The sequence below is a fragment of the Acidothermus cellulolyticus 11B genome, from assembly GCF_000015025.1.
Lineage (GTDB): Bacteria > Actinomycetota > Actinomycetes > Acidothermales > Acidothermaceae > Acidothermus > Acidothermus cellulolyticus.
On the sequence record NC_008578.1, the window covers coordinates 1,881,481 to 1,907,291 of the forward strand.

General features: G+C 67.6%; 25 protein-coding genes and 1 tRNA gene. 12 read left to right on the top strand and 14 right to left on the bottom strand.

The window, feature by feature from the left end; translation table 11 throughout:
• Positions 1-23: 23 nt before the first annotated feature.
• Entirely contained in the window at positions 24-1,616 is a 1,593-nt protein-coding gene (locus ACEL_RS08625) for an MFS transporter (RefSeq protein ID WP_011720508.1), read from the bottom strand.
• 86 nt (positions 1,617-1,702) lie between these two features.
• A complete protein-coding gene (locus ACEL_RS08630; protein WP_011720509.1) occupies positions 1,703-2,680 on the bottom strand; it encodes an aldose 1-epimerase family protein in 978 nt (325 codons plus the stop codon).
• 308 nt (positions 2,681-2,988) lie between these two features.
• On the opposite strand from ACEL_RS08630, the gene galT reads away from it, so the two are divergent.
• Genes galT through galK form a run of 3 tightly spaced genes read left to right on the top strand, consistent with a single transcriptional unit; the run spans position 2,989 to position 6,262 of the window.
• Positions 2,989-4,077: a galactose-1-phosphate uridylyltransferase gene (gene galT, locus ACEL_RS08635; protein WP_041835654.1), complete on the top strand. Its 1,089-nt coding sequence runs from the start codon at positions 2,989-2,991 to the stop codon at positions 4,075-4,077.
• Positions 4,074-5,063, top strand: coding sequence for a UDP-glucose 4-epimerase GalE (gene galE / locus ACEL_RS08640; RefSeq protein ID WP_011720511.1), 990 nt, complete (start codon positions 4,074-4,076; stop codon positions 5,061-5,063). Before galT ends, galE begins: the two co-directional genes overlap by 4 nt.
• Positions 5,060-6,262 carry a galactokinase gene (galK, locus tag ACEL_RS08645; protein ID WP_011720512.1) on the top strand — a complete coding sequence of 401 codons (1,203 nt, stop codon included), beginning with the start codon at positions 5,060-5,062 and terminating at the stop codon, positions 6,260-6,262. The genes galE and galK overlap by 4 nt, the downstream gene beginning before the upstream one ends.
• A gap of 191 nt (positions 6,263-6,453) precedes the next feature.
• Here galK and ACEL_RS08650 read toward each other — a convergent pair whose 3' ends face one another.
• Positions 6,454-6,963: a YflT domain-containing protein gene (locus ACEL_RS08650; protein ID WP_011720513.1), complete on the bottom strand. Its 510-nt coding sequence runs from the start codon at positions 6,961-6,963 to the stop codon at positions 6,454-6,456.
• Between the two features lie 425 nt (positions 6,964-7,388).
• Between ACEL_RS08650 and ACEL_RS12800 the strand changes: the two genes are divergently transcribed.
• Entirely contained in the window at positions 7,389-10,475 is a 3,087-nt protein-coding gene (locus tag ACEL_RS12800; protein ID WP_041835044.1) for a cell wall-binding repeat-containing protein, read from the top strand.
• A gap of 105 nt (positions 10,476-10,580) precedes the next feature.
• Here the strand turns inward: ACEL_RS12800 and ACEL_RS08660 are convergent, their stop codons facing one another.
• Positions 10,581-10,907 carry a GroES family chaperonin gene (locus ACEL_RS08660; protein WP_011720515.1) on the bottom strand — a complete coding sequence of 109 codons (327 nt, stop codon included), beginning with the start codon at positions 10,905-10,907 and terminating at the stop codon, positions 10,581-10,583.
• A 102-nt stretch (positions 10,908-11,009) separates the two neighbouring features.
• The gene (locus tag ACEL_RS08665; protein ID WP_011720516.1) at positions 11,010-12,062 is read right to left on the bottom strand and encodes a glucose 1-dehydrogenase; all 1,053 of its coding nucleotides are present in this window, start codon (positions 12,060-12,062) and stop codon (positions 11,010-11,012) included.
• Positions 12,063-12,465: 403 nt separating this feature from the next.
• Here ACEL_RS08665 and bcp point away from each other — a divergent pair, with 403 nt between their 5' ends.
• The 3 genes from bcp (at position 12,466) to ACEL_RS12160 (ending at position 14,102) form a co-directional block, all read left to right on the top strand.
• A complete protein-coding gene (gene bcp / locus ACEL_RS08670) occupies positions 12,466-12,942 on the top strand; it encodes a thioredoxin-dependent thiol peroxidase (RefSeq protein WP_011720517.1) in 477 nt (158 codons plus the stop codon).
• Positions 12,943-13,083: 141 nt separating this feature from the next.
• A tRNA-Leu gene (locus ACEL_RS08675) sits at positions 13,084-13,156 on the top strand.
• 559 nt (positions 13,157-13,715) lie between these two features.
• Positions 13,716-14,102, top strand: coding sequence for a hypothetical protein (locus tag ACEL_RS12160; RefSeq protein WP_148204583.1), 387 nt, complete (start codon positions 13,716-13,718; stop codon positions 14,100-14,102).
• Positions 14,103-14,235: 133 nt separating this feature from the next.
• Here ACEL_RS12160 and rdgB read toward each other — a convergent pair whose 3' ends face one another.
• The 9 genes from rdgB to clpS form a co-directional block, all read right to left on the bottom strand.
• A complete protein-coding gene (gene rdgB / locus ACEL_RS08680) occupies positions 14,236-14,871 on the bottom strand; it encodes an RdgB/HAM1 family non-canonical purine NTP pyrophosphatase (protein ID WP_011720518.1) in 636 nt (211 codons plus the stop codon).
• Positions 14,871-15,593: a ribonuclease PH gene (gene rph / locus ACEL_RS08685; protein ID WP_011720519.1), complete on the bottom strand. Its 723-nt coding sequence runs from the start codon at positions 15,591-15,593 to the stop codon at positions 14,871-14,873. The genes rdgB and rph overlap by 1 nt, the downstream gene beginning before the upstream one ends.
• Before the next feature lie 138 nt (positions 15,594-15,731).
• Entirely contained in the window at positions 15,732-16,469 is a 738-nt protein-coding gene (locus ACEL_RS08690) for an MBL fold metallo-hydrolase (RefSeq protein WP_011720520.1), read from the bottom strand.
• Positions 16,470-16,484: 15 nt separating this feature from the next.
• On the bottom strand, positions 16,485-17,276 hold the full coding sequence (gene murI / locus ACEL_RS08695) for a glutamate racemase (protein ID WP_011720521.1): 792 nt from the start codon (positions 17,274-17,276) through the stop codon (positions 16,485-16,487).
• Between the two features lie 32 nt (positions 17,277-17,308).
• The gene (locus tag ACEL_RS08700) at positions 17,309-18,256 is read right to left on the bottom strand and encodes a PLP-dependent cysteine synthase family protein (protein WP_011720522.1); all 948 of its coding nucleotides are present in this window, start codon (positions 18,254-18,256) and stop codon (positions 17,309-17,311) included.
• An 8-nt stretch (positions 18,257-18,264) separates the two neighbouring features.
• A complete protein-coding gene (locus ACEL_RS08705) occupies positions 18,265-18,537 on the bottom strand; it encodes a ubiquitin-like small modifier protein 1 (RefSeq protein WP_011720523.1) in 273 nt (90 codons plus the stop codon).
• Positions 18,538-18,565: 28 nt separating this feature from the next.
• The gene (locus ACEL_RS08710; RefSeq protein ID WP_041835656.1) at positions 18,566-19,006 is read right to left on the bottom strand and encodes a M67 family metallopeptidase; all 441 of its coding nucleotides are present in this window, start codon (positions 19,004-19,006) and stop codon (positions 18,566-18,568) included.
• 125 nt (positions 19,007-19,131) lie between these two features.
• Positions 19,132-19,749 (bottom strand): DUF2017 domain-containing protein, encoded by a 618-nt coding sequence (locus ACEL_RS08715; RefSeq protein WP_011720525.1) that lies wholly within the window; start codon positions 19,747-19,749, stop codon positions 19,132-19,134.
• Between the two features lie 12 nt (positions 19,750-19,761).
• Positions 19,762-20,043, bottom strand: a complete 282-nt coding sequence (clpS, locus tag ACEL_RS08720) for an ATP-dependent Clp protease adapter ClpS (protein ID WP_041835045.1) — start codon at positions 20,041-20,043, stop codon at positions 19,762-19,764.
• 23 nt (positions 20,044-20,066) lie between these two features.
• Here clpS and ACEL_RS08725 point away from each other — a divergent pair, with 23 nt between their 5' ends.
• The 5 genes from ACEL_RS08725 (at position 20,067) to ACEL_RS08745 (ending at position 25,810) form a co-directional block, all read left to right on the top strand.
• On the top strand, positions 20,067-21,398 hold the full coding sequence (locus tag ACEL_RS08725; RefSeq protein ID WP_011720527.1) for a nicotinate phosphoribosyltransferase: 1,332 nt from the start codon (positions 20,067-20,069) through the stop codon (positions 21,396-21,398).
• 110 nt (positions 21,399-21,508) lie between these two features.
• Entirely contained in the window at positions 21,509-22,423 is a 915-nt protein-coding gene (gene hpnC / locus ACEL_RS08730; protein WP_238378089.1) for a squalene synthase HpnC, read from the top strand.
• Complete coding sequence (hpnD, locus tag ACEL_RS08735; RefSeq protein WP_011720529.1) at positions 22,420-23,331, top strand: presqualene diphosphate synthase HpnD; 912 nt, start codon at positions 22,420-22,422, stop codon at positions 23,329-23,331. The genes hpnC and hpnD overlap by 4 nt, the downstream gene beginning before the upstream one ends.
• Positions 23,328-24,788, top strand: a complete 1,461-nt coding sequence (gene hpnE / locus ACEL_RS08740; RefSeq protein WP_011720530.1) for a hydroxysqualene dehydroxylase HpnE — start codon at positions 23,328-23,330, stop codon at positions 24,786-24,788. The genes hpnD and hpnE overlap by 4 nt, the downstream gene beginning before the upstream one ends.
• 2 nt (positions 24,789-24,790) lie before the next feature.
• Positions 24,791-25,810, top strand: coding sequence for a polyprenyl synthetase family protein (locus ACEL_RS08745; RefSeq protein ID WP_011720531.1), 1,020 nt, complete (start codon positions 24,791-24,793; stop codon positions 25,808-25,810).
• Position 25,811: the final 1 nt, after the last annotated feature.

A 25,811-nucleotide genomic window follows, 5' to 3' on the forward strand; every position in this document is an offset into this window, starting at 1 on the left:
CTCACCGGATGACGGTTGGACTGCTAAGACGGCAGATGCACGTGCCCGAGGGCCGTCTCCTCGGATTCGGCCAGGCGCGGGCCACGCACCGAGGCGGCAAGCACGCCGGCGGCCAACACGAGACATGCGGAGAGCACCAGCGCAATGTGTAACCCTTCGGCGAACGCGTCATACAACGCATTGACGAGTTTCTGAATCTCTGGTGACGCCTGGCCGAGCGGACCGCCGAGGGATGCGCCGCCGTTGAGAATCGCCGAGGTAACGAAGCCCTTGAGTTTCGACCAGCCGAGTGCATTGAGCGTCGACGTCGCGTGAGAAATCAACGCTGAATTCACGATGGCTCCGAGAACCGCCGTTCCCACGACGGCGCCGATCTCCCGGCTGGTATTCACCGCCGAACTGGCGACACCGGCGCGATCGACAGGCACGGCACTCATTGCGGCAAAAGCCGTCGGCACCACGGTGATTCCGATACCGAGCCCGGCAAGGGCCAACGATGCCGCGAGCGGAAGGTAATGCGGGTGGCGGGTCAGCGCCCCGTCGGTGAGGAGCAGTCCCAGGGTGAAGACGCCGCATCCGAGGACCACAGGGCGACGAGCACCGGTCCGCCCGATCCATCGCCCGGTCAGCACGGACGCCGCGATCATGATGACCATCATGGGGATGAACTGCAACGCGATGCGCAAGCCGCTGAATCCGACGACGATGTTGAGATACAAGGCGGCGAAGAAGAAGACGGCAAACGTCCCGAAATACGTGGCGAAGGCGACGATATTCGGAACGACAAAGGCCGGCATCCGCAGGAACTGCGGGGGAATCAACGGCTCAGAGGCGTGGAATTGCCACCACAAGAAGACGAGACCGACGACGACGGACGCGACGAGCAGGCTTATGACGTGCGCCGCGCCGAAGCCGTCGAGTTCCCCACGCAGAACCCCGAAGACGAGGAGAGCGAGACTTCCGGCGCCCAGAAGACCGCCGACAAGGTCGATGCGCCGGCTCGGTACCCGCGGCGTCTCCGGCACCACAATCGCCGCAATGGCAAGAGCGGCGACACCGAAGGCGAGGTTGAACCAGAAAATCCAGCGCCAGCTGGATAGTCCAACGATGATGCCGCCGATGACCGGCCCGAGGGCGAGCGCGAGCCCAGAGACACCGGCCCAGACTCCCGTCGCCCGAGCTCGTTCCCGGCGTCCCGGAAACAAATACCGGATCATCGCCAAGGTGCCGGGTTCCGACGCTGCGGCACCGATCCCCATGACACCCCGGCCGGCAATCAGAACTGACGTGTCCGGAGCAACCGCACAGATCACTGAGCCGATGCAGAAGACCGCGGCGCCGCTGAACATCACTTTCCGTTCGCCGACCCGGTCCCCCAAGGCGCCGGCGAGCAGCATCGCGGACGCGAAGGTCAACGCATAGGCGTTCACCACCCACTGCAGGGACTGCACCCCGGCGGACAACCGCTGCTGAATATCACCAAGCGCCACGCTGACGATCGTGTTGTCCAGAAAGGTGAGGAAGAGCAGCGTACAGACCGCCGCGAGTCCAAGACCGCGGCGGTGAACGGCGTCCCGCCCCGCGAGCGTGGACGGCAAGAGCTGTCGGATTCGCACCGAGATCCAGTATGCGCTGGATCTCCGGCTACCGGGCGGCTGTCGCGCCTGGATAATGCCCGCCGCGCCAGGATAACGGCGACTGCTCAAGCCCACCCGTCGGCATCCGCCGGCCGGAGCGTCACACCCCACGCGGCAGAGAAACTCTCCCCAGGCGCGAGGATGAGCAGGCCCTGGTGGTTGTTGAACGCATTCGGCGCGGCCGTCATCGGCTCGACGGCTATCCCGCGCCGGGCATAGGCGGCTGCCCGCTTGTCGCCGGTGTATACCTGCCAGAACGCGAACACCGGCTCAGCCCAGAGGTCGACGACGAATCCGTCGGGTCGGGACAGACGGGCGTGCACCAAGCCGTCGTTCTCGACGACGACATCGAAGAAGCCATCGTCGAGCCGACGACCGGCCAGCGGGTACCCGTCAAGCCACCCATCCGCCGCCACGTCACCCACCGGAATTTGCCGGGCATCGGTGAGGAACCGCCGTCGCACACCAAGGCGCAGGGTGCAATCGTCGACCGACGCCTCTCCTCCCGTCGGCGTGCGACCCGCCGACAGATACGGGTGGAAACCCAGCGCGTACGGGCAGGGTTGACGACCCACATTCTCCGCCAGCGCGTCGACTCGAATGCCGTCATCGACCAGCGTGTAGCGCACGGTTGTCACCACATGAAATGGGTAGCCGTCGACGGGTGTCGCGTCCAACCGGAGATCAACGTATTCGGTCTTGTCGTCAGAGCCGACATCGAGGACCCGCCAGTCGACGTCCCAGCCGAGTCCGTGCAACGCGCTCCCGGTCTCCGGCTCATTGATCGGCAGCTGGTACTCGACACCGGCGAAGCGGTACCGGCCGTCCGCGATGCGGTTCGGCCAGGGGGTCAGCACGCAGCCGGTGAACGCTCCGGTCTCGCCGGGAACAGCCGGTTGGAAGACATCCCGGTCGCCGACGCGCAGCACCTGGACGGCTGCTCCCCGCCGGGCAACCACCAGGGTGGTCGCGCCGCGGTGCAGGCTGACCTCGTTGTGCGGGCTGACCTCGTTGTCCACGCTTCGACCAGGGGACTCGTGCATGGTCGAATCCCATCACGGACCCCGACGCCGGCATCTGCGGGGCCCAGCAGTGCCGCCCCCGGCCCACCTGCCGTCAGCCCTGCCGGCCGCCCCGGCCGCCGCGATTCGCCCCCGGCCCACCTGCCGTCAGCCCTGCCGCCCGCCCGGGACCGGCACCCCGGCCGACTGCCCGCTGTGCGACGATAGGCGACGGTCATCGACGAGCGCGGTGACAATTTTTGGTCGGTCAGCAGGCGGCTGGTGACGGCGGCGGTACGGACACGGTGCACGAACACGACGGCCCGAATACAGCGTCGCGACGACCCGTCGTGCCGATCGTGACACAGTTGGCGGACGGGCGGGAAATCCGCTATTACGACGACCCAGGGGTGCCCATCGACCACGGCGATCTGGTGGACCACCGAGAACTCCCGTCGATGACGCCGACCTCCATCCGCCGCTTTGACCGGCTCCTCGACGAATGGGTGACCATCGCCGGACACCGTCAGTCCCGTACCTACCTGCCGCCGGACGACGAATGCCCGCTCTGCCCGTCGAAACAGGGCCGTCAGTCCGAAATTCCCGCGCGCGACTATCACGTCGTCGTTTTCGAGAACCGATTTCCGTCGTTCACCACCACCGCGCGGGTGCCCTCGGACGGCGATGGATTCTTTGTGACCGAACCGGGCCTTGGACGGTGCGAAGTGGTCTGCTTCACGTCCGACCACACGGCCGCGTTCTCGTCGCTTCCGGTAACCCGCGTGCGAACCGTCATTGACGCATGGATCGACCGGACGCTCGAACTGTCCCGGCTTCCGTACGTCGAACAGGTCTTCTGTTTTGAGAATCGGGGCTCAGAGATCGGCGTGACGTTGAGTCATCCACACGGCCAGATTTACGGCTATCCGTTCGTCACCCCGCGGACCCGGCGAATGCTCGACTCGGCCCGCGCCCACCACGAGCGGACCGGGCGAAATTTGTTCGCCGACATCGTCGCCGCGGAGGTCGCCGCCGGGACTCGGATCATTGCGGGCAACGCGCACTGGGTCGCATTCGTGCCGTACGCCGCCCGGTGGCCCTTGGAGGTGCACCTGTACCCGCGTCGCCGAGTGCCCGACCTGCCCGCGCTGAACGACGCGGAGCGTGACGCGTTGGCCCCCATCTACCTCGAGGTCGTCCGGCGGATGGAACACGTGTACCCCGACACCATGCCGTACATCGCGGCATGGCATCAGGCTCCGGTGCGGGTCGGCCGGGAACTCGCCTACCTGCATCTGGAACTTTTCTCCATCCGCCGAGCGCCGGGCAAGCTCAAATTCCTGGCCGGTTCGGAATCCGCCATGGGAGCATTCATCAACGACGTCCTTCCCGAGGAGGCAGCCGACATGCTGCGCACCGTTTCCATCGATCCGTCATGAAAGTCCTCGTCACCGGAGGCGCCGGCTATATCGGCAGTGTCGTCACGCGCGTGCTCATCGAGGACGGGCACGACGTCGTCGTCCTCGACGACCTCTCCACCGGTCATCGTGACGCCGTACCGGCGGGCGTGCCGTTCGTTCATGCCGACATCGCGGACGCGGGCGACGTCCTGGCCCGCGAGCCGTTCGATGGCGTCCTGCATTTTGCGGCGAAATCGCTCGTCGGAGAATCCATGAACAGACCGGAGTTGTACTGGGCAACGAATGTCTGCGGCACCCGGCACCTGCTGGACGCCATGCGGCGTCACAGCGTTCCCCGGCTCATCTTTTCGTCAACCGCCGCGGTGTACGGCGAGGGCGGCCCCGACGGCATCGGTGAGGACACGCCTCCCCGGCCGACAAGCCCCTATGGGACGTCGAAACTCGCCGTTGACCTGATGATTTCCGATGAGTGTCGGGCATATCCGCTGGGTGCGGTGAGTTTGCGGTACTTCAACGTCGCCGGAGCGTACGGACCATGCGGCGAGCGGCACCGCACGGAAACTCATCTCATTCCCATCACGCTCGATGTCGCCGCCGGCCGCCGTCCGCACTTGGAAATTTACGGAAACGATTGGCCGACCCCCGACGGTACGTGCATGCGGGATTACATCCACGTCCTCGACCTGGCGCGTGCCCACGTCGTCGCGTTGCAGCACGCCCGTCCGGGACACCATGCCATCTACAACCTCGGCAACGGCCGAGGTTTCTCGGTCCGGGAGGTCGTCGCTGCCGTCGAACGGGTCACCGGACGGCGTGTGCCCGTCACCGTCGCACCACGTCGACCGGGTGATCCCGCCTGGCTGGTCGCCGACGATTCCCGGGCCCGCGCGGAATTGAACTGGCAACCACAGGCCGATTTGGACACGATCATTGCGGACGCGTGGGCGTTTCATCAACAACGCCGGCACACCGACGGACTGGCAGGCGGGGGGACGACGTCGTGACGACGACCGCACGCGCATCCGGCGACACCGACGCCTCGTTCGTCGAGACATGCCGGGAGTTGTTCGTCGCGCGGTTCGGCGGTGACCCGGCCGGTGTCTGGTCGGCTCCCGGGCGGATCAATCTGATTGGTGAACACACCGATTACACCGGCGGCTGCGTGCTGCCCGTTGCCATCGATCGGCGCACGTACGTGGCGGCGCGACCCCGGCCGGACGGCATGCTGCGGATCGTCTCGCATGCGTACGCCGGGCAGCCCCCCGTCTTCCTCGGCAGCGCCGACCTCCATCCGGAATCCGCCGCGCACCAAGGGTGGGCCGCCTACGTCGCCGGAATTCTCTGGGTCTTTCGCAACCGCACCGAAATACCGGATGGATTTGATATCGCGGTCTACAGCACCGTGCCGATCGGCGCCGGGCTTTCCTCCTCCGCGGCACTGGAATGCGCGGTGGCGGCTGCGGTCGCGGATCTCACGGCAACAGCCGTGCCGCCGTCCGAATTGGCCCGCCTCGCCCAGTACGCCGAAAATGCCTACGTCGGTGTTCCGTGCGGAATTCTCGACCAAATGGCGGCGTGTGTCTGCCAGGCGGAACACGCCTTATTCTTCGACATCGGGGCTGGTCGCTACGAACACATCCCGTTCGCACCGGAGAGCCACGGCCTAGTGCTCCTCGTGGCCGACACCGGCATCTCGCACCGCCACGCCTCCGGTGAATACGCCAAGCGTCGGGAATCCTGCCGCCAGGCTGAGGACATTCTCGGTGTCCCGCGGCTTGGTGACATCCGCGCGGCGTCCCTGGAAACGGTTTTGGCGGCGCTGCCCGATGAAACGCTGCGCCGGCGCGTGCGCCACGTCGTCACCGAGAACGAGCGGGTCCGCCGGACGGTCGAGCTGCTCCGGTCCGGCCGGTTGGCCGAGATCGGTCCGCTGTTGCTGGCCTCGCACGCGTCGCTGCGGGACGACTACGCCGTCAGCACGCCCGAATTGGATGCCGCTGTCGAGGCTGCAATAAGCGGTGGTGCCATCGGAGCGCGACTGACCGGCGGCGGATTCGGCGGCAGCATCATCGCCCTGGCGCCACGCGACCGCGTCCCGCAGGTCGTCGCCCAGATCCAAGGGGCATTCACCAGTCGCGGTTGGAAGCCGCCCGCGGCTCCGCTCATTCCCCGGATCGCGGACGGGGTCCGGCGGGACGCGTGAATTCCCCGCGGGTGTGAATTCGCTGGCGCCTCGGATTTCCAGCCGCCGCGCATTTCCAGCCACCGTGAATTGCCAGGTGGCTGCGCATTTCCAGGCGCTGCGCATTTCCAGCGGCTGCGCATTTCCAGCCACCGTGAATTGCCAGCCGCTGCGTATTTCCAGCCGGTCGTCGCCGGGACAGGCAGCGTCGGCTAGGCCTCGGCCTGCGGCGGCTCTTCGACGAGGATGCCGCCGTCGCGGAGCATCGCACGGGCCTGCTCAGCGTGGCCGCCGCGGGCCACGACGTCGTACTTCAACGCGACGAGCGAACGCATCGAGGCGAAATCGCGGCGCCCTCTCGTCGCCAGGTGGCCGACCGCGCCGAACGTCGCGCCCCAGAGCGCGCCGATGATGACGCCGCCAAGCACCAGGCCGAGCCACCGTGGTCCATTGGTGAAAAGGCCGACCAGCAAGCCGATGAACAGCCCGAACCACGCCCCACTCGCCGCGCCTGCCGCCGCGGCACGCGTGGTGGTGAGCCGGCCGGTCACCCGCTCGAGGATGCGCAGGTCAGATCCGACGATGTCGACGTACTCCACCGGGAAATGGTGATCGGATAAGTAATCGACAGCGGCCTGCGCTTCTTCGTACGTCGAGAAGCTGGCGACCGTGTTCCACGCCATCGCGAGCGGATCAAGACGGATCGGCCCTGGGGAGTGCATCACCGTACGGCTCCTTCGCTTGGGCGTCCTGCACGCGCTCGGCGGCTGTGTTCCACTCGCGCTCTTGTTCCAGCGATCGTGTCCAGCCTAAGGCGCGGAACGGCCGGCGCGCAGCCGGCCGCCCGTCGCGTCGGCAATCGGGCGGAGGCGATCGCCCGGTCGCCGGTCGCGTCGCCAACCGCCCGGCCGCCAACCAGCCGGTCGCCGGTCGCGTCGCCGGTCGCGGCGCCACCCAACCGCCCAGCCGTCAACCGCCCGGCTGCCGGCGGCTCACCCGGCATGATTTGCCGAGCCTAGCTCTCGGGTCACCGCCCGACGTGCCGGTCGAACGTGTCAGTCGGGAGGAGCAGGATCGGCTAAGGTGCCGGGTGCGGATCGACCGCGGGGGAGGCTGACTCGTGCATGCCACGCAATGGCGTCGTCGCGTGACGACAATCGGGCTTCTTGTCGTCGTCCTGGGGTGGACGGCCCACGCCGCGAGCAGCGATCATGCGGAGCAAACACAACTACGGCGCGTTGCGACGCCGCCGATCTCTGCCCTTGCCGTGAACGCCCAGCCCAGCGACGCCGCCGTCCCGCTCGTTCTCGATTCCGCCGCTCCCGCAGCGATCGCGGGGCCGCCCCAGATCCCGCAGCCGGACACCGCAAACGCATCGACGTCCGGCCGAGTGCCGACAACAAGACCGCTCGCCGGTGACACGCCGGTCCAGGCGACCATCGCGCTGCGGTCAGCCGTGGTGCCGTCAGCCATTGACGCCGGCATCCACCGTTTGCGCACCAACGGGCTCAGCGTGACGTTGCTCGGCGATCCGCCGGTTGCCCTGCTGGTGCATGGGACCGCCCGCCAGGTCAACCGCGTGTTCCGCACCTCGGTCGTGAGCTACCGCGGGATCGCCGATCAGGAGATTCTGACGTTCGCCATGCCGCCCGCGCTCCCGGCCGACCTCGCCGCGGCGACCGGGACGGCCTTCGTCCGTCGCGGCCAGGCGACGTCCGCCCACCGGCTCACCGCCGTCCCGGCCGCTTTCTCTACCGCCGGCGGCGCGGTTTCGCCGCAACCGTGCACCGCCGCAGCAAACGCCGCCTCCGCCACCGGTGCGCACACGGCCGATCAGATCGCCAGCCACTACAACATCGGACCGCTGTACGCAGCTGCGCCCCAACGCCCAGTCACCGTCGCGCTTGTCGAATTCGAGCCCTTCAATCCGGCTGACATTGCGGCATTCCAGCAGTGCTACGGCACGCACGCCACGGTGACCACCGTCCAGGTGGACGGCGGAGCCGGTGCCGGAACGGGGTCCGGCCGGGCGGCCACGGACATCGAGATGGTGATCGCCGCCGCGCCGGACGCCAATATCGTCGTCTACCAGGCGCCCGGAGACACCGGAAGCGTCTACGACACCTATGCGCGGATCGCCGCCGACAACACCGCCCAGGTGGTCGTCACCAGCTGGGGCATCTGCGAACCGACGGCGACGGTTTCTTCGCTTCCGACGCTGGAGCGGCCCCTCTTCGAGCAGATGGCACGCAATGGGCAGACCGTTCTCGCAGCAGCCGGTGACAGCGGATCGGCCGCTTGCTACGCGCCGCCGTCAGCCACCGACACCTCCCTCGCCGTGCTCGACCCGGCGAGTCAACCCACGATCACCGCAGTAGGCGGTACGTCGTTCGCCGGTGTCAGCGATCCAGACATCTCCTGGCACACGGCCGGCGGTGCCGGCGGCGGGGGAATCTCCCACATCTGGCCGATGCCGCGCTACCAAGCGGGCGCGACCACGACGCAGAATTCCCCGGCTCTGTGCAACGCGCCAACCGGATCGGCGTGCCGGCAGGTGCCCGACATCAGCATGCTTGCCGACCCGACGCACGGATACGTGGCCTACGTCGGCGGCACGTGGCGGGCGGTCGGCGGCACCGGAGCGGCAACTGCGACATTCGCCGGCATTCTCGCCCTGATCGACGAAAGTTGCGTCGCGGGTCCGGTTGGATTGATCAATCCGGCGTTGTACCGGCTGGCCGGCACCTCCGCGGTGGTGGATGTCACCCAGGGCCCGAACACCGACCTGACCGGAACGAACGGCGGGGCGTACCCGCCGGCGACCGGCGTGGACCTGGCCACCGGGCTGGGCCGACCCGATGCCGCGGCCCTCGCCGCCGCACTCTGCCCGCCGACAGGAGCCGCAGGCTCAGGCACGATCACGGTCGATCCGAACCTGGTCGTGACCAACAGCTCGACGTCCCTCACCTTCCGCTACACGCCGGCGAGCGGCACCGGGATGGTCAACGGGGAACTCGACATCACCGTGCCGGGAACGTGGTCGCTGCCGACAACCACTTCCGGTCAGCCGGGTTACACGACCGCCGATGCAGGTGTTCTTACGGTCAGCGGCAACACCATCGTGCTTCGATCGATCACTCTGCCGGCGAACTCGACGGTGACCGTGACGTTCGGTGACACCAGCGGCGGCCCCGGCGCGCGGACGCCGTCCGCCGCGCAAATCACCACGTTCGCGACGGCCAGCGCGCCGGCGTCCGCCGGTGGAGCGGCCGGACTGGCCCGCAATCCCGCTGTCCGGGTACTCACCCCGGGTGGCAGCCAAGCCGGGCAGGGCACGTTGCTGCGGATCGCAGGAGCCGATCGTATCGGTACCGCCATCGCGGCTTCCCAATTGCGGTTCACCACCGGTGGAGCGAGCGCGGTCGTGCTTGCCCGGGCGGACATTTTCCCCGACGCGCTCGCCGGAGTGCCGTTGGCGGCGCAGGTGCACGGGCCGCTTCTCCTCACCCCGCCGTCCTCGTTACCGATTGCCGTGCTCAATGAAATCCAGCGGGTTCTTCCGGTCGGCGGACCGGTCTTCCTCCTCGGCGGAACCGCAGCTCTCTCCGCAACCGTCGAGCAGCAACTGGTGACGCTCGGCTATCTGCCGCACCGGATTTCCGGGATGGATCGTTTTGATACCGCCGTTCAAATCGCCCACGCTCTCGGGGATCCGACAACAATCCTCGAATGCAGTGGTCTTGATTTTCCCGACGCGCTCTCGGCTGGACCTGCCGCGGTCATCACCCACGGCGCGGTCCTGCTCACCGCCGGCCCAGACCAGGCGGCGGCCACTGCGGCGTACCTCACCGTCCACCCGCGCGTGACGCGGTACGCGATCGGCGGACCGGCGGCCCACGCAGATCCAGGCGCCATACCACTGGTCGGTGCGGATCGTTACGCGACGTCCGTGCTCGTCGCCCAGCAGTTCTTCACCGCGCCGTCCGGGATTGGTCTCGCGAGCGGTGCGGCGTTCCCTGACGCCCTGGCCGGCGGCCCGGCGACAGCGGAGGCTGGGGGTCCGTTGCTGCTCGTGCCGCCAAGCGGCGCACTGCCCACCGGGACGGCGAACTACTTCAGCGCCGTCGCCAGCAGCGTGCTGACCGGTTGGCTCTTCGGCGGAACCGCTGCGGTCGGTACGGATATCGCTTCCGAGACCGCTCAGGCGCTTGTCCTCGTCCCACCGCCAAGCTGACCGGCCTGCCGCCGAACTCGCTGGCTTCACACCGCCGAACTGACCACCGTGGCCGCCCCGGGGTGCCGCGGGACCGCTTCGTGCCCCGGGGTGCCGTGCGGTCGGCTACAGATACAAACCCGTTGAGCCTTCGACCCGCTCGGCAGCGACGGCGTGAATGTCACGCTCGCGAAGCAGAACGTAGGAGACGCCGTGAATTTCGATCTGCGCCCGGTCTTCCGGCTCGTACAGGACCCGGTCTCCCGGCTGCACCGAGCGGACCGTCTGCCCGACTCCGACGACTTCCGCCCACACCAGTCGCCGTCCTACCGACGCGGTTGCCGGAATTACGATGCCGCCGGTCGAACGGCGCTCCCCTGCCGGCCCCTCCGCCTTGACGAGAACGCGGTCATGCAACAGCTTGATCGGAACACCTGTTGCGGTACGCTCCATCGTCACGGCTCGAACGCTACCGGACGCCGGCCGTGTCGTGTGATGCACGGCTGCTGCGCCAGCTCGCGCTCGAACTCGCGCCGATCGAATCGCTGGCCCACGTCAGTGCGCGAGTTCGAGCACCACCTTCACGTCGCCGTCCTGCCGTTCCAACGCTTGGTCGAAACGCTCCAGCGGAACCCGGCGGGTGATCAACCGGGCCAGCCACGACCGGTCCGCCGCGGCGAGCGCAGCGGCGGCCGCCTCGTAGTGCGCCCGGGACGCATTGACACTCCCGACGAGCGCGAGGTTGTCCAAGACCATTTCCTTGTTCACCTCGTCTGGACGCATCGCCGCCTGCCGCTTCGACGCCGAAATTCCGGTGAGGCAAATGACGCCGTCGGTCGCAACCACGTCGGTGAGGGCGAAGACAAGCGGTCCGTGCCCGGTGCATTCAATGACGACGTCCGGCTGGACCCCGATGCCGGCGATATCACCGGTGTGATACGTGGCCCCGAGATCGGCCACGAGGTCTGGTTTCGGTCCGGTGGTGACCTGGTCGAAGACGTGCACCTGGTAGGCGCGTTGGACGCCGAGCAGCGCGGCGAGCAATCCGATCGGTCCGGCGCCGGTCACCAACGCGACGTGCCGTGGCGCCGGGGACCGGGCGGCGACTTTCTCCGCTTGGTCCCAGGCTTTGGCGACAACCGACGTCGGTTCGAGGAGCACGCCGAGGTCACCGAGGGTGGGGTCAAGGCGGACGGCGAACTCCGGCTCAATCCGCCACTGGTTCGCCGCGTACCCGTGTCGTTCCTTGATCCCGCGTTCGGTGTACCGACCGTTCCGGCAGAAATCCCATGCGCCCAAACTGCACGGCACGCACGGCACCGGGTCTGGGCGCCGGACGATACCCGCGACAAGATCCCCGGGGGAGAACCCGCTGTCCGGCGGCGCGGCCGCCACCCGGCCGAGCGATTCATGGCCGATGACGAGGCGTTCCTCCCCGGGCGGGGCCCAGCCGTAGCCTTCCCGAAGGATTTCGACGTCCGTGCCGCAGATCCCGATCAGCAGACCGTCGACGAGCACGGACCCGTCCGATTCAGGTGGGTCCGGGTGGTCGCCGACCTGCGCCGTCTCAGGTTTTCCTGGGACGACGGACAACGCGCGTACGCTCACGATCCCTCCTCGATCAACGACGTTCCTCGTCGGCCCGTGACGCTCCTCCTACTGCGGAGTGCGCCCGCACCGGATGCACCTCCTGCTGTTGTGCGGTGCGCCCCGCCTGCTGTTGTGCGGTGCGCCCCGCGCTGAATGCACCTCCTGCCGGGGTGTGGCCCGTGGCATCCTTCCGGCTCGGCAGCGCGCCGTCGTCCCATCGTTTCCCGCCTGGAGCACCGGCCGAACATCGGGTCCCGCACGTGCCGCCGCGCCGATGCACCGACGACCCGCCGCACTTGCCGTCGCGCAGGACCCGACGCGCGTCGGCGCGACAACGCGATCCCGCATGAGGTCACTAAGCGCCGCTCGGTCCGCGCAGGCCGCAGCGCCGTTGCGGCCCCGACCCCAGTAGGTTGGTGCCATGCCGAAGCTCACCGTTGGCGACGCCGCTCCTGACTTCACGCTCCCCGATGCGGATGGCAAGCCGGTCGCGCTCCGTGATTTCCGCGGCCGGCAGGTGATCGTGTACTTCTACCCGGCGGCCATGACGCCCGGCTGTACTACGGAAGCGTGCGATTTCCGCGACAATTTGGCAGCGCTGGACTCAAGGAATATCGCCGTCGTTGGCATCTCCCCCGACCCCGTCGAGAAGCTCGCGAAATTCCGGGACGCTTACCACCTCACGTTCCCGCTGCTGTCAGATGTCGACAAGAACACGCTTATTGCGTACGGCGCCTACGGGGAGAAAACCAATTACGGCAAGACGGTGATGGGCGTCATTCGTTCCACGTTCATCGTCGGCGCCGACGGCCGGATCGAGCACGCGTTCTACAACGTCAAGGCGACCGGGCATGTGGCCCGGCTTCTCGACGAGCTCGGGTTTACGCAACAGCCGTAAGCCGGCGCGCGGCGTACCAGCCTGTGCGCGATCCGCACCGATCCGCTGCGGACCCCATGGCCGATCCGTTGCCGGCTCCAGGCCGGTTCCGTTGCGGACACCAGAGGCGATCACGCAGCGGCGTGGTTTACTGGCCACCGAGGGGCCGTAGCCCAATGGCAGAGGCACGCGGTTTAGGTCCGCGACAGTGTGAGTTCGACTCTCACCGGCCCTACGGCGTATCCGAAAACCGGCCCAACCTAGCCTAGGTAGTAAACAACCTGGTGCGTCGATCGCCATCGAGGCCAGCCGCCCACTACTGTGGGCACGCGCTGCCTCCGCCGTTGTGTGCGCGCGCTACATCCATTCGTATCCGTTTGATCACAAGGATGCCTCGCGTAGCCCCTGCAGTTGCGCTTGTTTCAATGCAGCAGCCACACCTCTGCTCGCAATGATCGCTTACCCGGTCGCACATCGAACCACCGCCGTGGTGAGCGACGTCGACATGAGATGTGAACAACTCTCCCGAGCGGATGCACCTCTTCCAAATGGAAACCCACGTCCATCGCGCCCTTCGGCGCAGGCATGCGTTACGGCCCACAATCACGGTAGGTGATCGTCTTGTGCTCGTCGCGAGTACAAGACGATCACCAGGTCGGACGGCGGGTACCCTCGCCGTAGCTTCGGTAATGACATGAACAGACGCTCAGACGAGCTTAAGCAACATGAAATAGCGCCGGCTCATGCGATTGAAGATACGATCAAGTCACGTTGTGAAGCGAGGGAGTGGAGATATGACCGAATGGCTGGCGGATGCGCTGTCATTCTTTCGCGCGGTAGTCGGCGTTCTTCTAAGGCACGCCGTGGACCGCTCAGCGAAACGACGGGACGACAACCAGAAGCTTTTGAGAAAAGCAATAAAGGCACTCAACAGGGTGCAGATAAGCTACCAGGGTGTTCTAGACAAAAAGAAGTACAAACACCGGCGCGAGAAGCTGCTCCGCAAGGCACGGGTCAGAGTTGCAGATGCATACGCTCTGCACCGCCCGCAACCCGAACAGCTCAAGGAATATCTCGATCATAAAAATTGGAGTTTAGAAGACGTCAGAAAGGTACGTGATATCCTTTGTGAGCTCTATCACTCGCAGCGAAAGCGTACTCCGTCAGATGTCGACCGTTAAGAGGCCCACCTGCGTAGGCAGGAGGCATGGCTCCTCTATGAAGTCTGAGCGGAGAGCGACAGTGTGAGTTCGACTCTCACCGGCCCTACGGCGTACCCGAAAACCGCCAACGCACCGTCGGCCCCGGCGGGTCTCACCACACGCCGTGTGCGGAAAGTATCTCGACCAGAGCACGGAACGCCCGGCCGCGGTGACTCACCGCGTCCTTCTCCGCCGGTTCCAATTCCGCCGTGGTCCGGCCGGACGGCAGCTCAAAAATCGGGTCGTAGCCGAAACCGTTCGTGCCGCGCGGCGCGCGGGTGATGACGCCGTGAACTTCGCCGTGCGCAACGAATTCCCGGCCGTCAGGGAGTGCGGCGACCGCGGCGCAGACGAATTTCGCCGTTCGGCGGTCGTCCGGAACGTCCGCCAATTGGTCCAACACCAATTGGAGATTGGCTCGGTCCCGATCCTGGTTCCCGGCGAGGCTCCCCGACCAGCGGGCCGAGAAAATCCCCGGCATGCCGCCCAGCGCATCCACCACGAGCCCCGAATCGTCGGCAATCGCCAACTCACCGGTGAACGCACAGACCGCGCGGGCTTTCAACCGGGCGTTGGCTTCAAAACTGTCGCCCGTTTCGGCGACCTCCGGTAACCCGGGGTAGGCATCCGCGCCGACAAGTTCGATCGAGTCGAGGCCGGCTGCCGAGAGAATTCGGCGCAGCTCGACGAGCTTATGCGGATTTCTGGTCGCCAGCACAACCCGGCGGGCCGAGGACGACGTCGCCATCATGCCTCGGCGAGCGCGGTCCGCTGCAATTCCGTCAGTCGCGCGCAGCCGCGGGTCGCCAATTCCAACAACGCGTCCACCTCGTCCCGCCGAAGCGGCGTGCCTTCGGCCGTGCCCTGTATTTCCACGAAGTCGCCGTCCCCGGTCATCACGACGTTCATGTCCGTGCCGGCACGGACGTCCTCGTCGTAGCACAGGTCAAGCACGGGGACACCGTCCACGATGCCGACACTCACCGCAGCGACGCTGCGCACCAGCGGATCACTTGTCACCCAACCGTGGTCCCGCATCCACCGGCACGCATCGGCGAGCGCAAGGTAAGCGCCGGTGATCGCCGCCGTCCTCGTGCCGCCATCGGCCTGCAGCACGTCGCAATCGAGGTGCACAGTGTTCTCACCCAGGCGCGCGGGTTCGACACAGGCGCGGAGCGAGCGGCCGACCAGGCGGGAAATCTCCTGCGTACGCCCGCCGAGCCGGCCACGAACCGACTCCCGATCGGTGCGGGTCGTGGTAGCGCGCGGCAGCATCGCGTATTCACCGGTGACCCAACCCAGCCCGGTGCCCTTGCGCCACTTGGGCACCCCTTCGAGCACGCTGGCCGCACAGAGCACCCGGGTCCGCCCGAATTCCACCAGGACCGAGCCTTCGGCGTGCAGCAACCACCCGCGGGTGAACCGCACCGGGCGGAGTTCATCGGCGGCACGACCATCGACCCGCAGCACGCCCCGATGCTACCGGGAGCGGAACCGAGGCAGCCGCCGCACCCGTACGCCCGCGGGGATCGCGGATTCACCGGCCCGCTGCCGCACGCGCCGCACGCACAGAATCGCCGGGTGCGTACGCCGCTCGGGTGCCGCGCCTCAGTCGAGGCGCACCGACCATCCGGGACGTGCCAGGTCCACTCGTCCGGTGAAGGTTGCCACAGCATCGGCGTACTGGACCTGCGGATCCAGCCACGGCGGAATATGCGTGAGCAGCAGCCGACCGGCGCCGGACCGATTCGCGAGTTCCGCCGCCTCCACCGCGGTGAGGTGCAGGCCCGGCGGTCCGTTCTCCCGCGCCGGAAAGGTGGCTTCCGCGACGAGCAGATCCACGCCCGAGAAGAAGGGCGCAAGCCGGTCCGACCAGGCGGTGTCCGCGGTGTAACCGATGGAAATCCCGCCCACCCGGATGCGCATCGCGTAGGTGTTCACCGGGTGGACCGTCGGGATGAATGTCACCGAAAACGGCCCCACCTCGCCGTCCACGATCGGCCGCACGTCGAAGACCGGCCGGAGTGCGGCAGCGTCTTTACCGGTCAGCACGTACAGCGGTTGCGGATCCGGCAAGAGGACCGGCAGGGACGGCGGCACCCGGCCGTCCGGATGATGCGGACGCGCATATGCGAGCGGGACGAGGTCGAGCCAGTGGTCGCCATGCAAGTGGCTGACCACTACGGCGTCAACGTCCCGCGGGTCGCAGAAATTCTGCAATGCGCCGAGTGCGCCGTTTCCGATGTCAATGAGCAGCCGAAAACCGTCGTGCTCGACGAGATAACTGGAACATGCGTTCGCCGGTCCGGGGAAACTCCCCGAGCAGCCGATAACCGTCCAGCGCATCGATACCGCAGCACCTTACAGCGTGGTGACGTGGCCGATCTCCGGGCCGAGAAACCGCCGGCCGAGGCGGGAGAACGGCTCCGGGTCGCCGGTCGCTGCGAATCGATGCACCGGCGGCGGCGCCGACGCCGGACGGGTCAACCCACGGCTCACCAGAACGCGGTACACGTCGCGGGCGGTCTCATCAGCGCTGCTTACCAGCATCACCTCGTCGCCGACGACCAACGCAATGGCACCGGCAAGAAATGGGTAGTGCGTGCATCCGAGAATCAGCGTGTCGCATCCCCGCTCGACAATCGGCGCGAGGTATTCCTTCGCGCATTCGAGAAGTTCGTCGCTCATCGTGATGCCGGCCTCGACGAATTCCACGAAACGGGGACACGCGGCCGTGGTCAGGTCGACGTGCGGCGCGGCGGCGAAGGCGTCGTCGTACGCCATCGACGCAATCGTCGCCGGGGTGCCGATCACACCGACCTTGCCGTTGCGGGTGGCGCTCACGGCCTTGCGGACCGCCGGCTGGATCACCTCGACCACCGGAACGTCGTACCGTTCGCGCGCGTCCCGCAGCAAGGCCGAGGACGCCGAATTGCACGCGATGACGAGGAGCTTCACGCCGTCCGCAACCATCCGGTCCAGGACGGCCAGCCCGTACTGACGCACCTCGGCGATGGATTTCGTGCCGTACGGGAAATGCGCGGTGTCCGCAACGTAGTACAGCGGTTCGTGCGGCAGCAGGTCAAGAATCGCCCGGGCGACGGTCAGCCCGCCGACACCGGAATCGAAGACGCCGATCGGGAGGTTCCGCACGTCTCCCTCGGCGCTCCGCTCCGCCGGCACGGTTACGCCCACAGCTGACCTTCCAACGCCGCTTCCGCTTCTTCGAGAGTGCCGCCGTACGCGCCGGTGGAGAGGTATTTCCAGCCCCCATCGGCGACAATGAACGCGATGTCCGCGCGGACGCCGTCCCGGACAGCCTTCTCCGCCAGGGCGAGCGCCACGTGCAACACGGCTCCGGTGGAAATGCCGGCGAAAATACCTTCGAGCTCGACCAGTTCCCGGGTCCGGCGCAGCGCCTCCTTCGGGCCGACCGAATACCGCGCGGTAAGCACCGTCTCGTCGTACAGCTCAGGGACAAAGCCCTCGTCGAGGTTGCGCAACCCGTACACCAATTCGCCGTACCGCGGCTCAGCCGCCACGATCTGCACCCCGGGTACGTGTTCGCGGAGAAACCGACCGCACCCCATGAGAGTTCCGGTCGTCCCAAGACCGGCGACAAAATGCGTAATGGTCGGCAAATCGGCGAGAATTTCCGGGCCGGTGGTCTCGTAATGCGCCTGCGCATTCGCTGGATTGCCGTATTGGTAGAGCATCACCCAATTCGGATGCTCGGCCGCCAACTGCTTGGCAAGCCGCACCGCCTGGTTGGAGCCCCCGGCCGCCGGCGACAAGACGATCGACGCACCCCACATTTGCAGCAGCTGCCGCCGTTCCACCGAGGTGTTCTCCGGCATGACGCAGATCAGCCGGTAACCCCGCTGCCGCGCGACCATGGCCAGCGAGATCCCGGTATTCCCCGATGTCGGTTCGAGGATGGTCGCCCCGGGCGTGAGGAGGCCGTCCTTCTCGGCGGCCTGCACCATGTACAGCGCGGCACGATCTTTCACCGAGCCGGTGGGATTGCGATCCTCCAACTTGGCCCAGAGCCGCACGTCCGCGGACGGCGAAAGCCGCGGCAGCCCCACCAGCGGCGTATGACCGACCGAATCGATCAGAGAGTCGTACCGCACGCCGCTCCTCAGCCGCCGGCCACCGCCGGCAGCACGGTCACCGTGTCGCCGTCCTTGACCGGGGTATCCAGACCGGCGAGGAAGCGAACGTCCTCGTCGTTGACGTACACATTGACGAACCGGCGCAATCCCTTGTCGTCGACGATCCGTTCACGCAAGCCGGGATGCCGGGTGTCCAGATCGGCGAGCAGATCAGCCAGCGTGGAACCGGAACCGGTCACCGACTTCTCTCCGCCGGTGTACGTGCGCAGGATCGTCGGGATGCGTACCTCAATGGCCATGCCGCGAACTCCTCATTCCCAGGATCACCTAGCTGTTCCTCGTCTCGCTGTTTATGTCCAACGCCGGCACCACCCGGACCTCTTCCTCCGTCACCGAGCCGTCGACGATCCGAAATGACCGGAACTCCACGGTATCGGGGTCGCGCGTGGACACGAGCACGTAGTGGGCGTTCGGCTCGGAGGCATAGGAGACATCCGTGCGGGACGGATATGCCTCGGTTGCCGTATGCGAATGATAGATGATCACCGGTTCTTCGCCGCGCTCGTCCATTTCCCGGTAGAGGCGCAGCAGATCAGCTGAGTCGAATTCGTAGAACGTCGGTGAGCGGGCCGCGTTGGTCATCGGCACGAACCGCACCGGACGATCGCTCCCCACTGGGCCGGCAACAACGCCGCACGCTTCATCCGGGTGATCCCTACGAGCGTGCGCCACGATGGCGTCGTAGATCGACTTGTCGATGACCAGCACGTGCACCAGCCTACTTATCCGATCATGGGGGCTTGGCGGCGCGGGTCGCCGTGGGAGATGGCGGGAGCCGGTCCGCGCCCGCGGGTCGCCGCGCGGTACTGCGCGCCCGCCCGCGCCCGGTCCGCTCAACCGGACGACTGTCCGGACGCCGCCTCGACCAGCTCCTCCAAGAGCAGACCCAACCAGTTGAACAGACCGAAGGCAGCCGCCCGCGGGGAAATCGTCGGCCCTTCCGCGAGCTCCTCTTCGAGCCTGTCGACGTCATCTTCACGTTCGATGCCGAGCCGGACCCCCAGTACCAGCCGGGCGTCGGTCAACGTGCGCAGCCACGCATCCAGCTGCTTGCCACCGACCGGTGCCTCACCCGTCGCCTCGATCTCGTCGAGAGTCCGCCGGACGACGCCCAGGTCCGCCCGTTTCCCCGCGCAGAGCGTCTCCTGTGTGTACCGGCGGAATTCCGCGGCAGCCGAAGGGTCCCCCTGGTAAGCATCGGGGAAGAGCCGGCGAAGCGCGGGATCCGTCGGGGACTCGACCGGTCCGGGCAGGTGCAGCATCTCCGCCAGCGCATCCAGCGGCGCGCTCGGCTCGGCGCCCGGTCGCCGCCGACGCTCAGGGGAGGGGGAAATCTCACCGAGCAGCCCGTCAAGCTGATCGACGACGCTGCGGAGCACCGCGACTTCCGGTCCACCGAACCGGAGTCGAACCTCAGCGTCGCCGTTGCCGCCCGGCTCCACAGCAGCCATGCCCTGTCCCCGTCAGGCGCGGCGGACCGTGGCCCACAGCCCGTGCGCGTGCAACCGAGCCGCGTCGTTCTCCATCTGCTCCCGGCGTCCGGTGGAGACGACGGCCTTGCCCTCGTAATGCACCTGCAGCATGAGCTTTTCGGCCTTCTCCTTTGGATAGCCAAAGAGCTTCTGGAAGACGTAGGTGACGTAGCTCATCAAATTGACCGGATCGTTCCAGACGATCGTGACCCAGGGAGTGTCCGGCCGGACGTCAGACTCCGGACGCTCGACTTCCACCGGGGCGGTACTCATATCCGCCATCGTAGGGTTTCGTCGTGTCCTCGACCGCGCTGCTGACCGACCGCTATGAGCTCACCATGGTGCAGGCTGCGCTCCGCAGCGGGGCGGGGCATCGGCGTGCCGTCTTCGAGGTTTTCGCCCGGCGGTTACCCAAGGGACGACGGTACGGCGTTGTCGCCGGCACGGCCCGGCTCCTCGACGCCATCGCGGATTTCCGGTTCGACGGTGATGACCTGGAGTGGCTGGTCGCCGAGGGCATTGTCGACGAGCCCACCGCCCGCTGGCTGGCGAATTTCCGGTTCACCGGCAATATCGACGGTTACGCCGAGGGTGACGTGTTCTTCCCGGGTTCGCCGATCCTCGTCGTCGAGTCGAGCTTCGCGGAAGCGGTCCTGCTGGAAACCCTTGTCCTGTCGATCCTCAACCACGATTGCGCTGTCGCGGCCGCTGCCTCGCGGATGACCCTCGCCGCCGGTGACCGGCCCTGCCTGGAGATGGGCGGGCGGCGGACGCACGAACACGCGGCGGTCGCCGCCGCACGGGCCGCTTATCTCGCCGGTTTCGCCGCTACCTCGAACCTCGAAGCCGGTCGGCGGTACGGCATTCCCACCGTCGGCACCAGCGCCCACGCGTTCACGCTCGTCCACGACAGCGAAGAGGCCGCGTTCCGCGCGCAACTCACCGCACTCGGCACCGCAACCACCCTGCTCGTCGACACCTACGACGTCCCGACCGCGGTGCGTACGGCGATCCGGCTCGCCGGAGCCGAGCTGGGAGCGGTTCGCATCGACTCCGGCGACCTGGTGACCGAAGCCCGTGCGGTGCGGGCCCAGCTTGACGAACTCGGCGCCACCAAGACGCGGATCATCGTCACCGGTGATCTGGACGAGTACGCCATTGCGGCGCTCTCGGCGGCCCCGGTTGACGGGTACGGCGTCGGAACGGCGGTGGTGACGGGCAGCGGCGCCCCGACGGCCAACTTGGTCTACAAGCTCGTCGCCCGCGCCGGCGAATCCGGTTGCTGGCGTGCCGTGCAGAAGGCAAGTCCCGGCAAGATCGGCCACGGCGGACGGAAATGGGCATTCCGGCGGTTTGACCGACGCGGAATCGCCGAAGCCGAAGTGATCTGGTCCGAGGCTGCACCGGATCATTACCGAGGCGGTGAACGCCCGCCGCTTGACGACGCGCACCGGCCGCTGCTTGTCCCGCTCATCCGCGACGGCGAGATCGTCGGCCGTGAACCGCTGGACGCCGCCCGTCGACGTCACCGGGAGGTGCGAAACACGCTGCCACCGGCCGCTCTGCACCTCCAGCCCGGCGATCCGGCGCTGCCGACCGTCTTCGCCCATGAGCCGCCGAACCGGTAAGGAACCGCCCGGCGCGAAACCCTTCGGGTCCTGTTGGCTACCGAGCCTCACTGTGGAATTCTTGAGGGAGATCCATTGCGGCTTCACCGAGGAGTGCCTGGTTGAGTGACGTGCCGCCTTCCCTAGCCCCAGCCGGCCGGGTCCGGCCGTCCGCCGACCCGATGCCCGCGCTGGACGCCGTCCTCGCGAAGGCTGGTTCGGAGAACTTCCCGGTAGCGCTCGGCATCCTCCCCCGCCGGCTTCGTGCCGAATTGATGGCCATCTACGGATTCGCCCGGCTGGTTGATGACATCGGCGATGAGACGGCCGCCGACCGGTTCGCCCTTCTCGACCGGGTGGACGCTGCGTTGGATGCGCTCTTCGCCGGCAAGGACGTGGATATTCGCGCGGTGGCGGCCCTTGCGGCCGGCGTACGTGCCGGGCATTTCGCCGAGGAGCCGCTGCGCCGGCTCGTCGAGGCCAACCGGATCGACCAGCGGGTCAACCGATACGACACCTTCAACCAGTTGCGCGACTATTGCAGCTACTCCGCCGACCCGGTGGGCCGGCTCGTCCTCGGGGCGCTGGGTGCGGACACTCCGGACTTGCGGGTCCTGTCGGACCGGGTGTGCACCGGGCTGCAAATCGTCGAACACCTGCAGGACGTCGCCGAGGATCTCCATCATCGCGACCGGATTTACCTTCCCGCTGAGGACATGGCCCGGTTCGGGGTGACCGAGGCGGATTTGCGCGCGCCGCAGGCGACGTCGCGGGTTCGCGCCCTCATCTCGTTCGAAGCATCCCGGGCGCGGGAGCTTTTCACCGCAGCCCGTCCGCTCACCCGGGCGATTCCCGGCCGAGCGAAGCTTGCCGTGGCCGCATTCGCCGCCGGCGGACTCGCCGCCCTGCACGCCATGGCGCGGGTCGATTACGACGTCCTGGCACACCGCTGCCGACCGAAGAAATCCCAGCTTCTGCTGGAAACTCTCCGGATTGTCACCGGCATGCCCGACAACCGCGCTCCACATCCGGAATTCGGCCGATGAACGCACCCTCCGCTGCACGGCTCGCGACGGCGTACGCCGAATGCGAACACATCATGGTGAGCGCCGCCCGGAATTTCTCCTACGGAATCCGCCTGCTGCCGCCGGGCAAACGTCAAGCGCTTGCCGCGGTGTATGCGTTGGCCCGGCGCATCGATGACATCGGCGACGGCACCCTCCCCGACGACGAGAAACTCCGATTGCTCGACGACGTCCGCATGTCGATCAAACGAATGGGCGAGCCGACCGACGACCCGGTGCTGCTGGCGGTGGGCGATGCCGCCCGCCGGCTGCCGATCCCCATCGACGCATTCTTTGAGCTCATCGAAGGGTGCGAGCTGGACGTCCGCAATACCCGCTATCCGACCTTCCGCGAACTCACCCACTACTGCCGGTGCGTCGCGGGTTCGATCGGGCGGTTGTCGCTCGGCGTTTTCGACCCGGCTGATTTCGCGACCGCCGAACCCCTGGCCGACGCACTCGGCATCGCCTTGCAATTGACCAACATCCTGCGGGACATCCGGGAAGATCTGCTTCGCGGCCGCGTCTACCTGCCGCTCGACGAGCTGACCGCCGCCGGCATCGAGCCGCATCTGGACGATCGGGGCATGGTCGCCGACGAGCGCGGCCGGTTCGCGGAATTTATCCGCGACCAGGCGGCCCGCGCCGAAACGTGGTACGCGCGGGGCTTTGCCCTGCTGCCCATGCTCGACCGCCGGTCTGCTGCGTGCACCGCGGCCATGGCCGGCATCTACCACCGCCTGCTGCAACGCATCGCCCGCAATCCGCGAGCCGTCCTGCAACGGCGGGTCGCCTTGCCGGCCTGGGAGAAGGCTGCGCTCGCCGCACGGGCATTCGCCACCGGCGGCCTCGGGGAAGCCGCGGCGCGACGTTCCGCCGGAGCGCGATGAACGGGACCCGGTCCGCCGACGGTCCGTCGGTCGTCATCATTGGCGGTGGGCTCGCAGGATTGGCGGCCGCGATCGGCGCGGCGGACGCCGGATGGCGGGTGACCGTCGTGGAGGCGCGGCCGCGGCTGGGCGGGCTGACCCACTCCTTCACCCGGGAGGTAGCCGGAGAACGCGTCGCCGTCGACAACGGACAGCACGTGTTCCTCCGCTGCTGCAGCGCGTACCGCGCCTTCCTGCACCGACTCGGCGTCGCTGGCCAGACGGTTCTCCTCCCACTCGACGTCCCGGTCGTCGATCCGGCGACCCGCCGGAAGGGCCGCTTGCGCCGCGACCCGCTCCCCGCGCCGCTGCATCTCCTCCGCTCGCTGGCCGGCTATCCCCTCCTGTCGCTTCGCGAACGCTGGACGGCGGCCCGCGCGATCACCGCGCTTCGCCGCGTGGACCGAAACTCCCGCGCAGTGGATCAGCGCAGCTTCGGTGACTGGTTGGCGCAGCGTGGCGTGCCGCAGCGGGCGGTCGACCGGTTGATCGACGTGTTCACCGTCGCGACGCTGAACGCCCCGGCGGCTCTCGTCTCGCTGGGGATTGCCGCGATGGTGTTCCAGGACGGGCTCCTGACCGACCGGACCGCCTGTGACATCGGCTACGCCACTGTGCCGCTCGGCGAACTGCACGGCTCCGCTGCCGGGCGCCTGCTCGGCGCCCTCGGCGTCCGGGTACTGCTCCGGACCAGCGCCCGATCAGTCATGCCCCAGGGTGACCGCTGGCAGGTGGAGGTCGCCGATCCGGCCGGTGTGCCGCGCATCCTGGACGCCGACGCGGTGGTGGTCGCCGTCCCGCATGATCGGGCCACCCGGCTCCTGCCGCCCGGGGCGCTCCCGGTATCACCCGGCCTGCTGCACAGCTCACCGATCATCAACGTGCACGTGATCTACGACCGGCGCGTGCTCGATCGCCCGTTCCTCGCGTCGGTTGAGAGCCCGGCGCAGTTCATCTTCGACCGGACCACCGCATCCGGCCTTGCCGCAGTCCGGCCGGAGTGGCAGTACCTCGCGGTGTCGGTGTCGGCTGCTACCCGGTGGATCCGGGAGCCGGTGGCGGCGATACGTGCCGTGTTCCTCCCCGCGGTGCAGGAAATCCTGCCAGACGCCCGGACCGCCGAAGTGATCGACTTCTTTGTGACTCGGGAGCCACAGGCGACGTTTCTCCCTGAACCCGGGAGCGCCGCCTACCGGCTCGGCACCCGCACCCGGCTCCCCGGCCTCTTCCTCGCCGGTGCGTGGACCGACACCGGGTGGCCGGCAACGATGGAGGGCGCCGTCCGCAGCGGATGGGCCGCAGCAGCCGCGCTCGGCGAACTCTCCGGCCGGTTCGATGCGCCCGTGGTGGATCTCCGCGGCGAAAAACCGGGTAACGTAGCGGCACCGAGGGAAGATCCGGCAGGCGTGGAGGCGTAAGAATGACCCGTTCCCAGCCCCCAGCCGTACTCTCCGCCGTCCGCGATCTCGTGGACCGGCCGCTCCGGGAGGCGATCGACCGGCTCGCTCCGAAGATCCGGCGGGTCGCTGCGTATCACTTCGGCTGGGAAGAAGCCGACGGCAGACCCGGCAACGGCGGCGGAAAGGCGGTTCGGTCTGCCCTCGCGGTGCTGTCCGCGCAGGCGGCCGGTGCACCCGCCGCGGTCGGCATCCCGGGGGCGGTCGCGGTCGAGCTCGTCCACAACTTCTCGCTGCTCCACGACGACGTGATGGACGGCGATGAGGAACGGCGGCATCGACCGACCGCCTGGACGGTCTTCGGCCGGTCGGCGGCGCTGCTTGCCGGTGACGCCCTCCTCGGCCTGGCGTTCGACGTCCTGCTCGACGCTGAGCACGGCGACGCCGCGCAGCGCTGCCTGGGATCGGCGACGCAAGAACTGATCGCCGGGCAGTTCGACGACCTGGACTTTGAGACCCGGCTCGACGTCAGCCTCGACGAATGCGTCTCGATGGCCGGCGCCAAGACCGCCGCGTTGATGGCCTGCGCATCGTCGATCGGTGCGCGACTCGCCGGCGCGGACCCGGCGCTGGTCAACGCGCTGGACGACTTCGGTCGCCACCTCGGCTTGGCGTTCCAACTGGTCGACGACCTGCTCGGCATCTGGGGTGCCCCGGAGGTGACCGGTAAGCCGGTCGGAGCAGATCTGCGCGCCCGCAAGAAGAGTCTGCCGGTCGTCGCGGCCATGACCTCGGGCACACCGGCCGGGGAGGAATTACGCATTCTTTACGGCGGCGAGAAACTCCACGCCGACGCCGATGCGCATGTGGTCGGCCTGGCTGCGGAGCTCGTCGAAGCAGCCGGTGGACGGCGATGGGCCATGGAGGAGGCGGACCGGCGGCTTGCCGCCGCGTGCGCCGCATTGGACGGCGTTCCGGTCGTTCCGGCTGCGAAAACCGGCCTCCTCGACATCGCGCGGTACGTAACCAGCCGCGACCACTAGG

Bases quoted from the DNA above. Each gene is read 5' to 3' on its own strand.
- hpnE (WP_011720530.1), top strand. From the start codon at position 23,328: ATGAACGGGACCCGGTCCGCCGACGGTCCGTCGGTCGTCATCATTGGC.
- ACEL_RS08705 (WP_011720523.1), bottom strand. From the start codon at position 18,537: ATGGCCATTGAGGTACGCATCCCGACGATCCTGCGCACGTACACCGGC.
- ACEL_RS08650 (WP_011720513.1), bottom strand. From the start codon at position 6,963: ATGCACTCCCCAGGGCCGATCCGTCTTGATCCGCTCGCGATGGCGTGG.
- ACEL_RS08690 (WP_011720520.1), bottom strand. From the start codon at position 16,469: ATGCGCTGGACGGTTATCGGCTGCTCGGGGAGTTTCCCCGGACCGGCG.
- bcp (WP_011720517.1), top strand. From the start codon at position 12,466: ATGCCGAAGCTCACCGTTGGCGACGCCGCTCCTGACTTCACGCTCCCC.
- galE (WP_011720511.1), top strand. From the start codon at position 4,074: ATGAAAGTCCTCGTCACCGGAGGCGCCGGCTATATCGGCAGTGTCGTC.
- rdgB (WP_011720518.1), bottom strand. From the start codon at position 14,871: ATGGCGACGTCGTCCTCGGCCCGCCGGGTTGTGCTGGCGACCAGAAAT.
- ACEL_RS08630 (WP_011720509.1), bottom strand. From the start codon at position 2,680: ATGCACGAGTCCCCTGGTCGAAGCGTGGACAACGAGGTCAGCCCGCAC.
- clpS (WP_041835045.1), bottom strand. From the start codon at position 20,043: ATGAGTACCGCCCCGGTGGAAGTCGAGCGTCCGGAGTCTGACGTCCGG.
- ACEL_RS08660 (WP_011720515.1), bottom strand. From the start codon at position 10,907: ATGGAGCGTACCGCAACAGGTGTTCCGATCAAGCTGTTGCATGACCGC.
- ACEL_RS12160 (WP_148204583.1), top strand. From the start codon at position 13,716: ATGACCGAATGGCTGGCGGATGCGCTGTCATTCTTTCGCGCGGTAGTC.
- hpnD (WP_011720529.1), top strand. From the start codon at position 22,420: ATGAACGCACCCTCCGCTGCACGGCTCGCGACGGCGTACGCCGAATGC.
- ACEL_RS08715 (WP_011720525.1), bottom strand. From the start codon at position 19,749: ATGGCTGCTGTGGAGCCGGGCGGCAACGGCGACGCTGAGGTTCGACTC.
- ACEL_RS08745 (WP_011720531.1), top strand. From the start codon at position 24,791: ATGACCCGTTCCCAGCCCCCAGCCGTACTCTCCGCCGTCCGCGATCTC.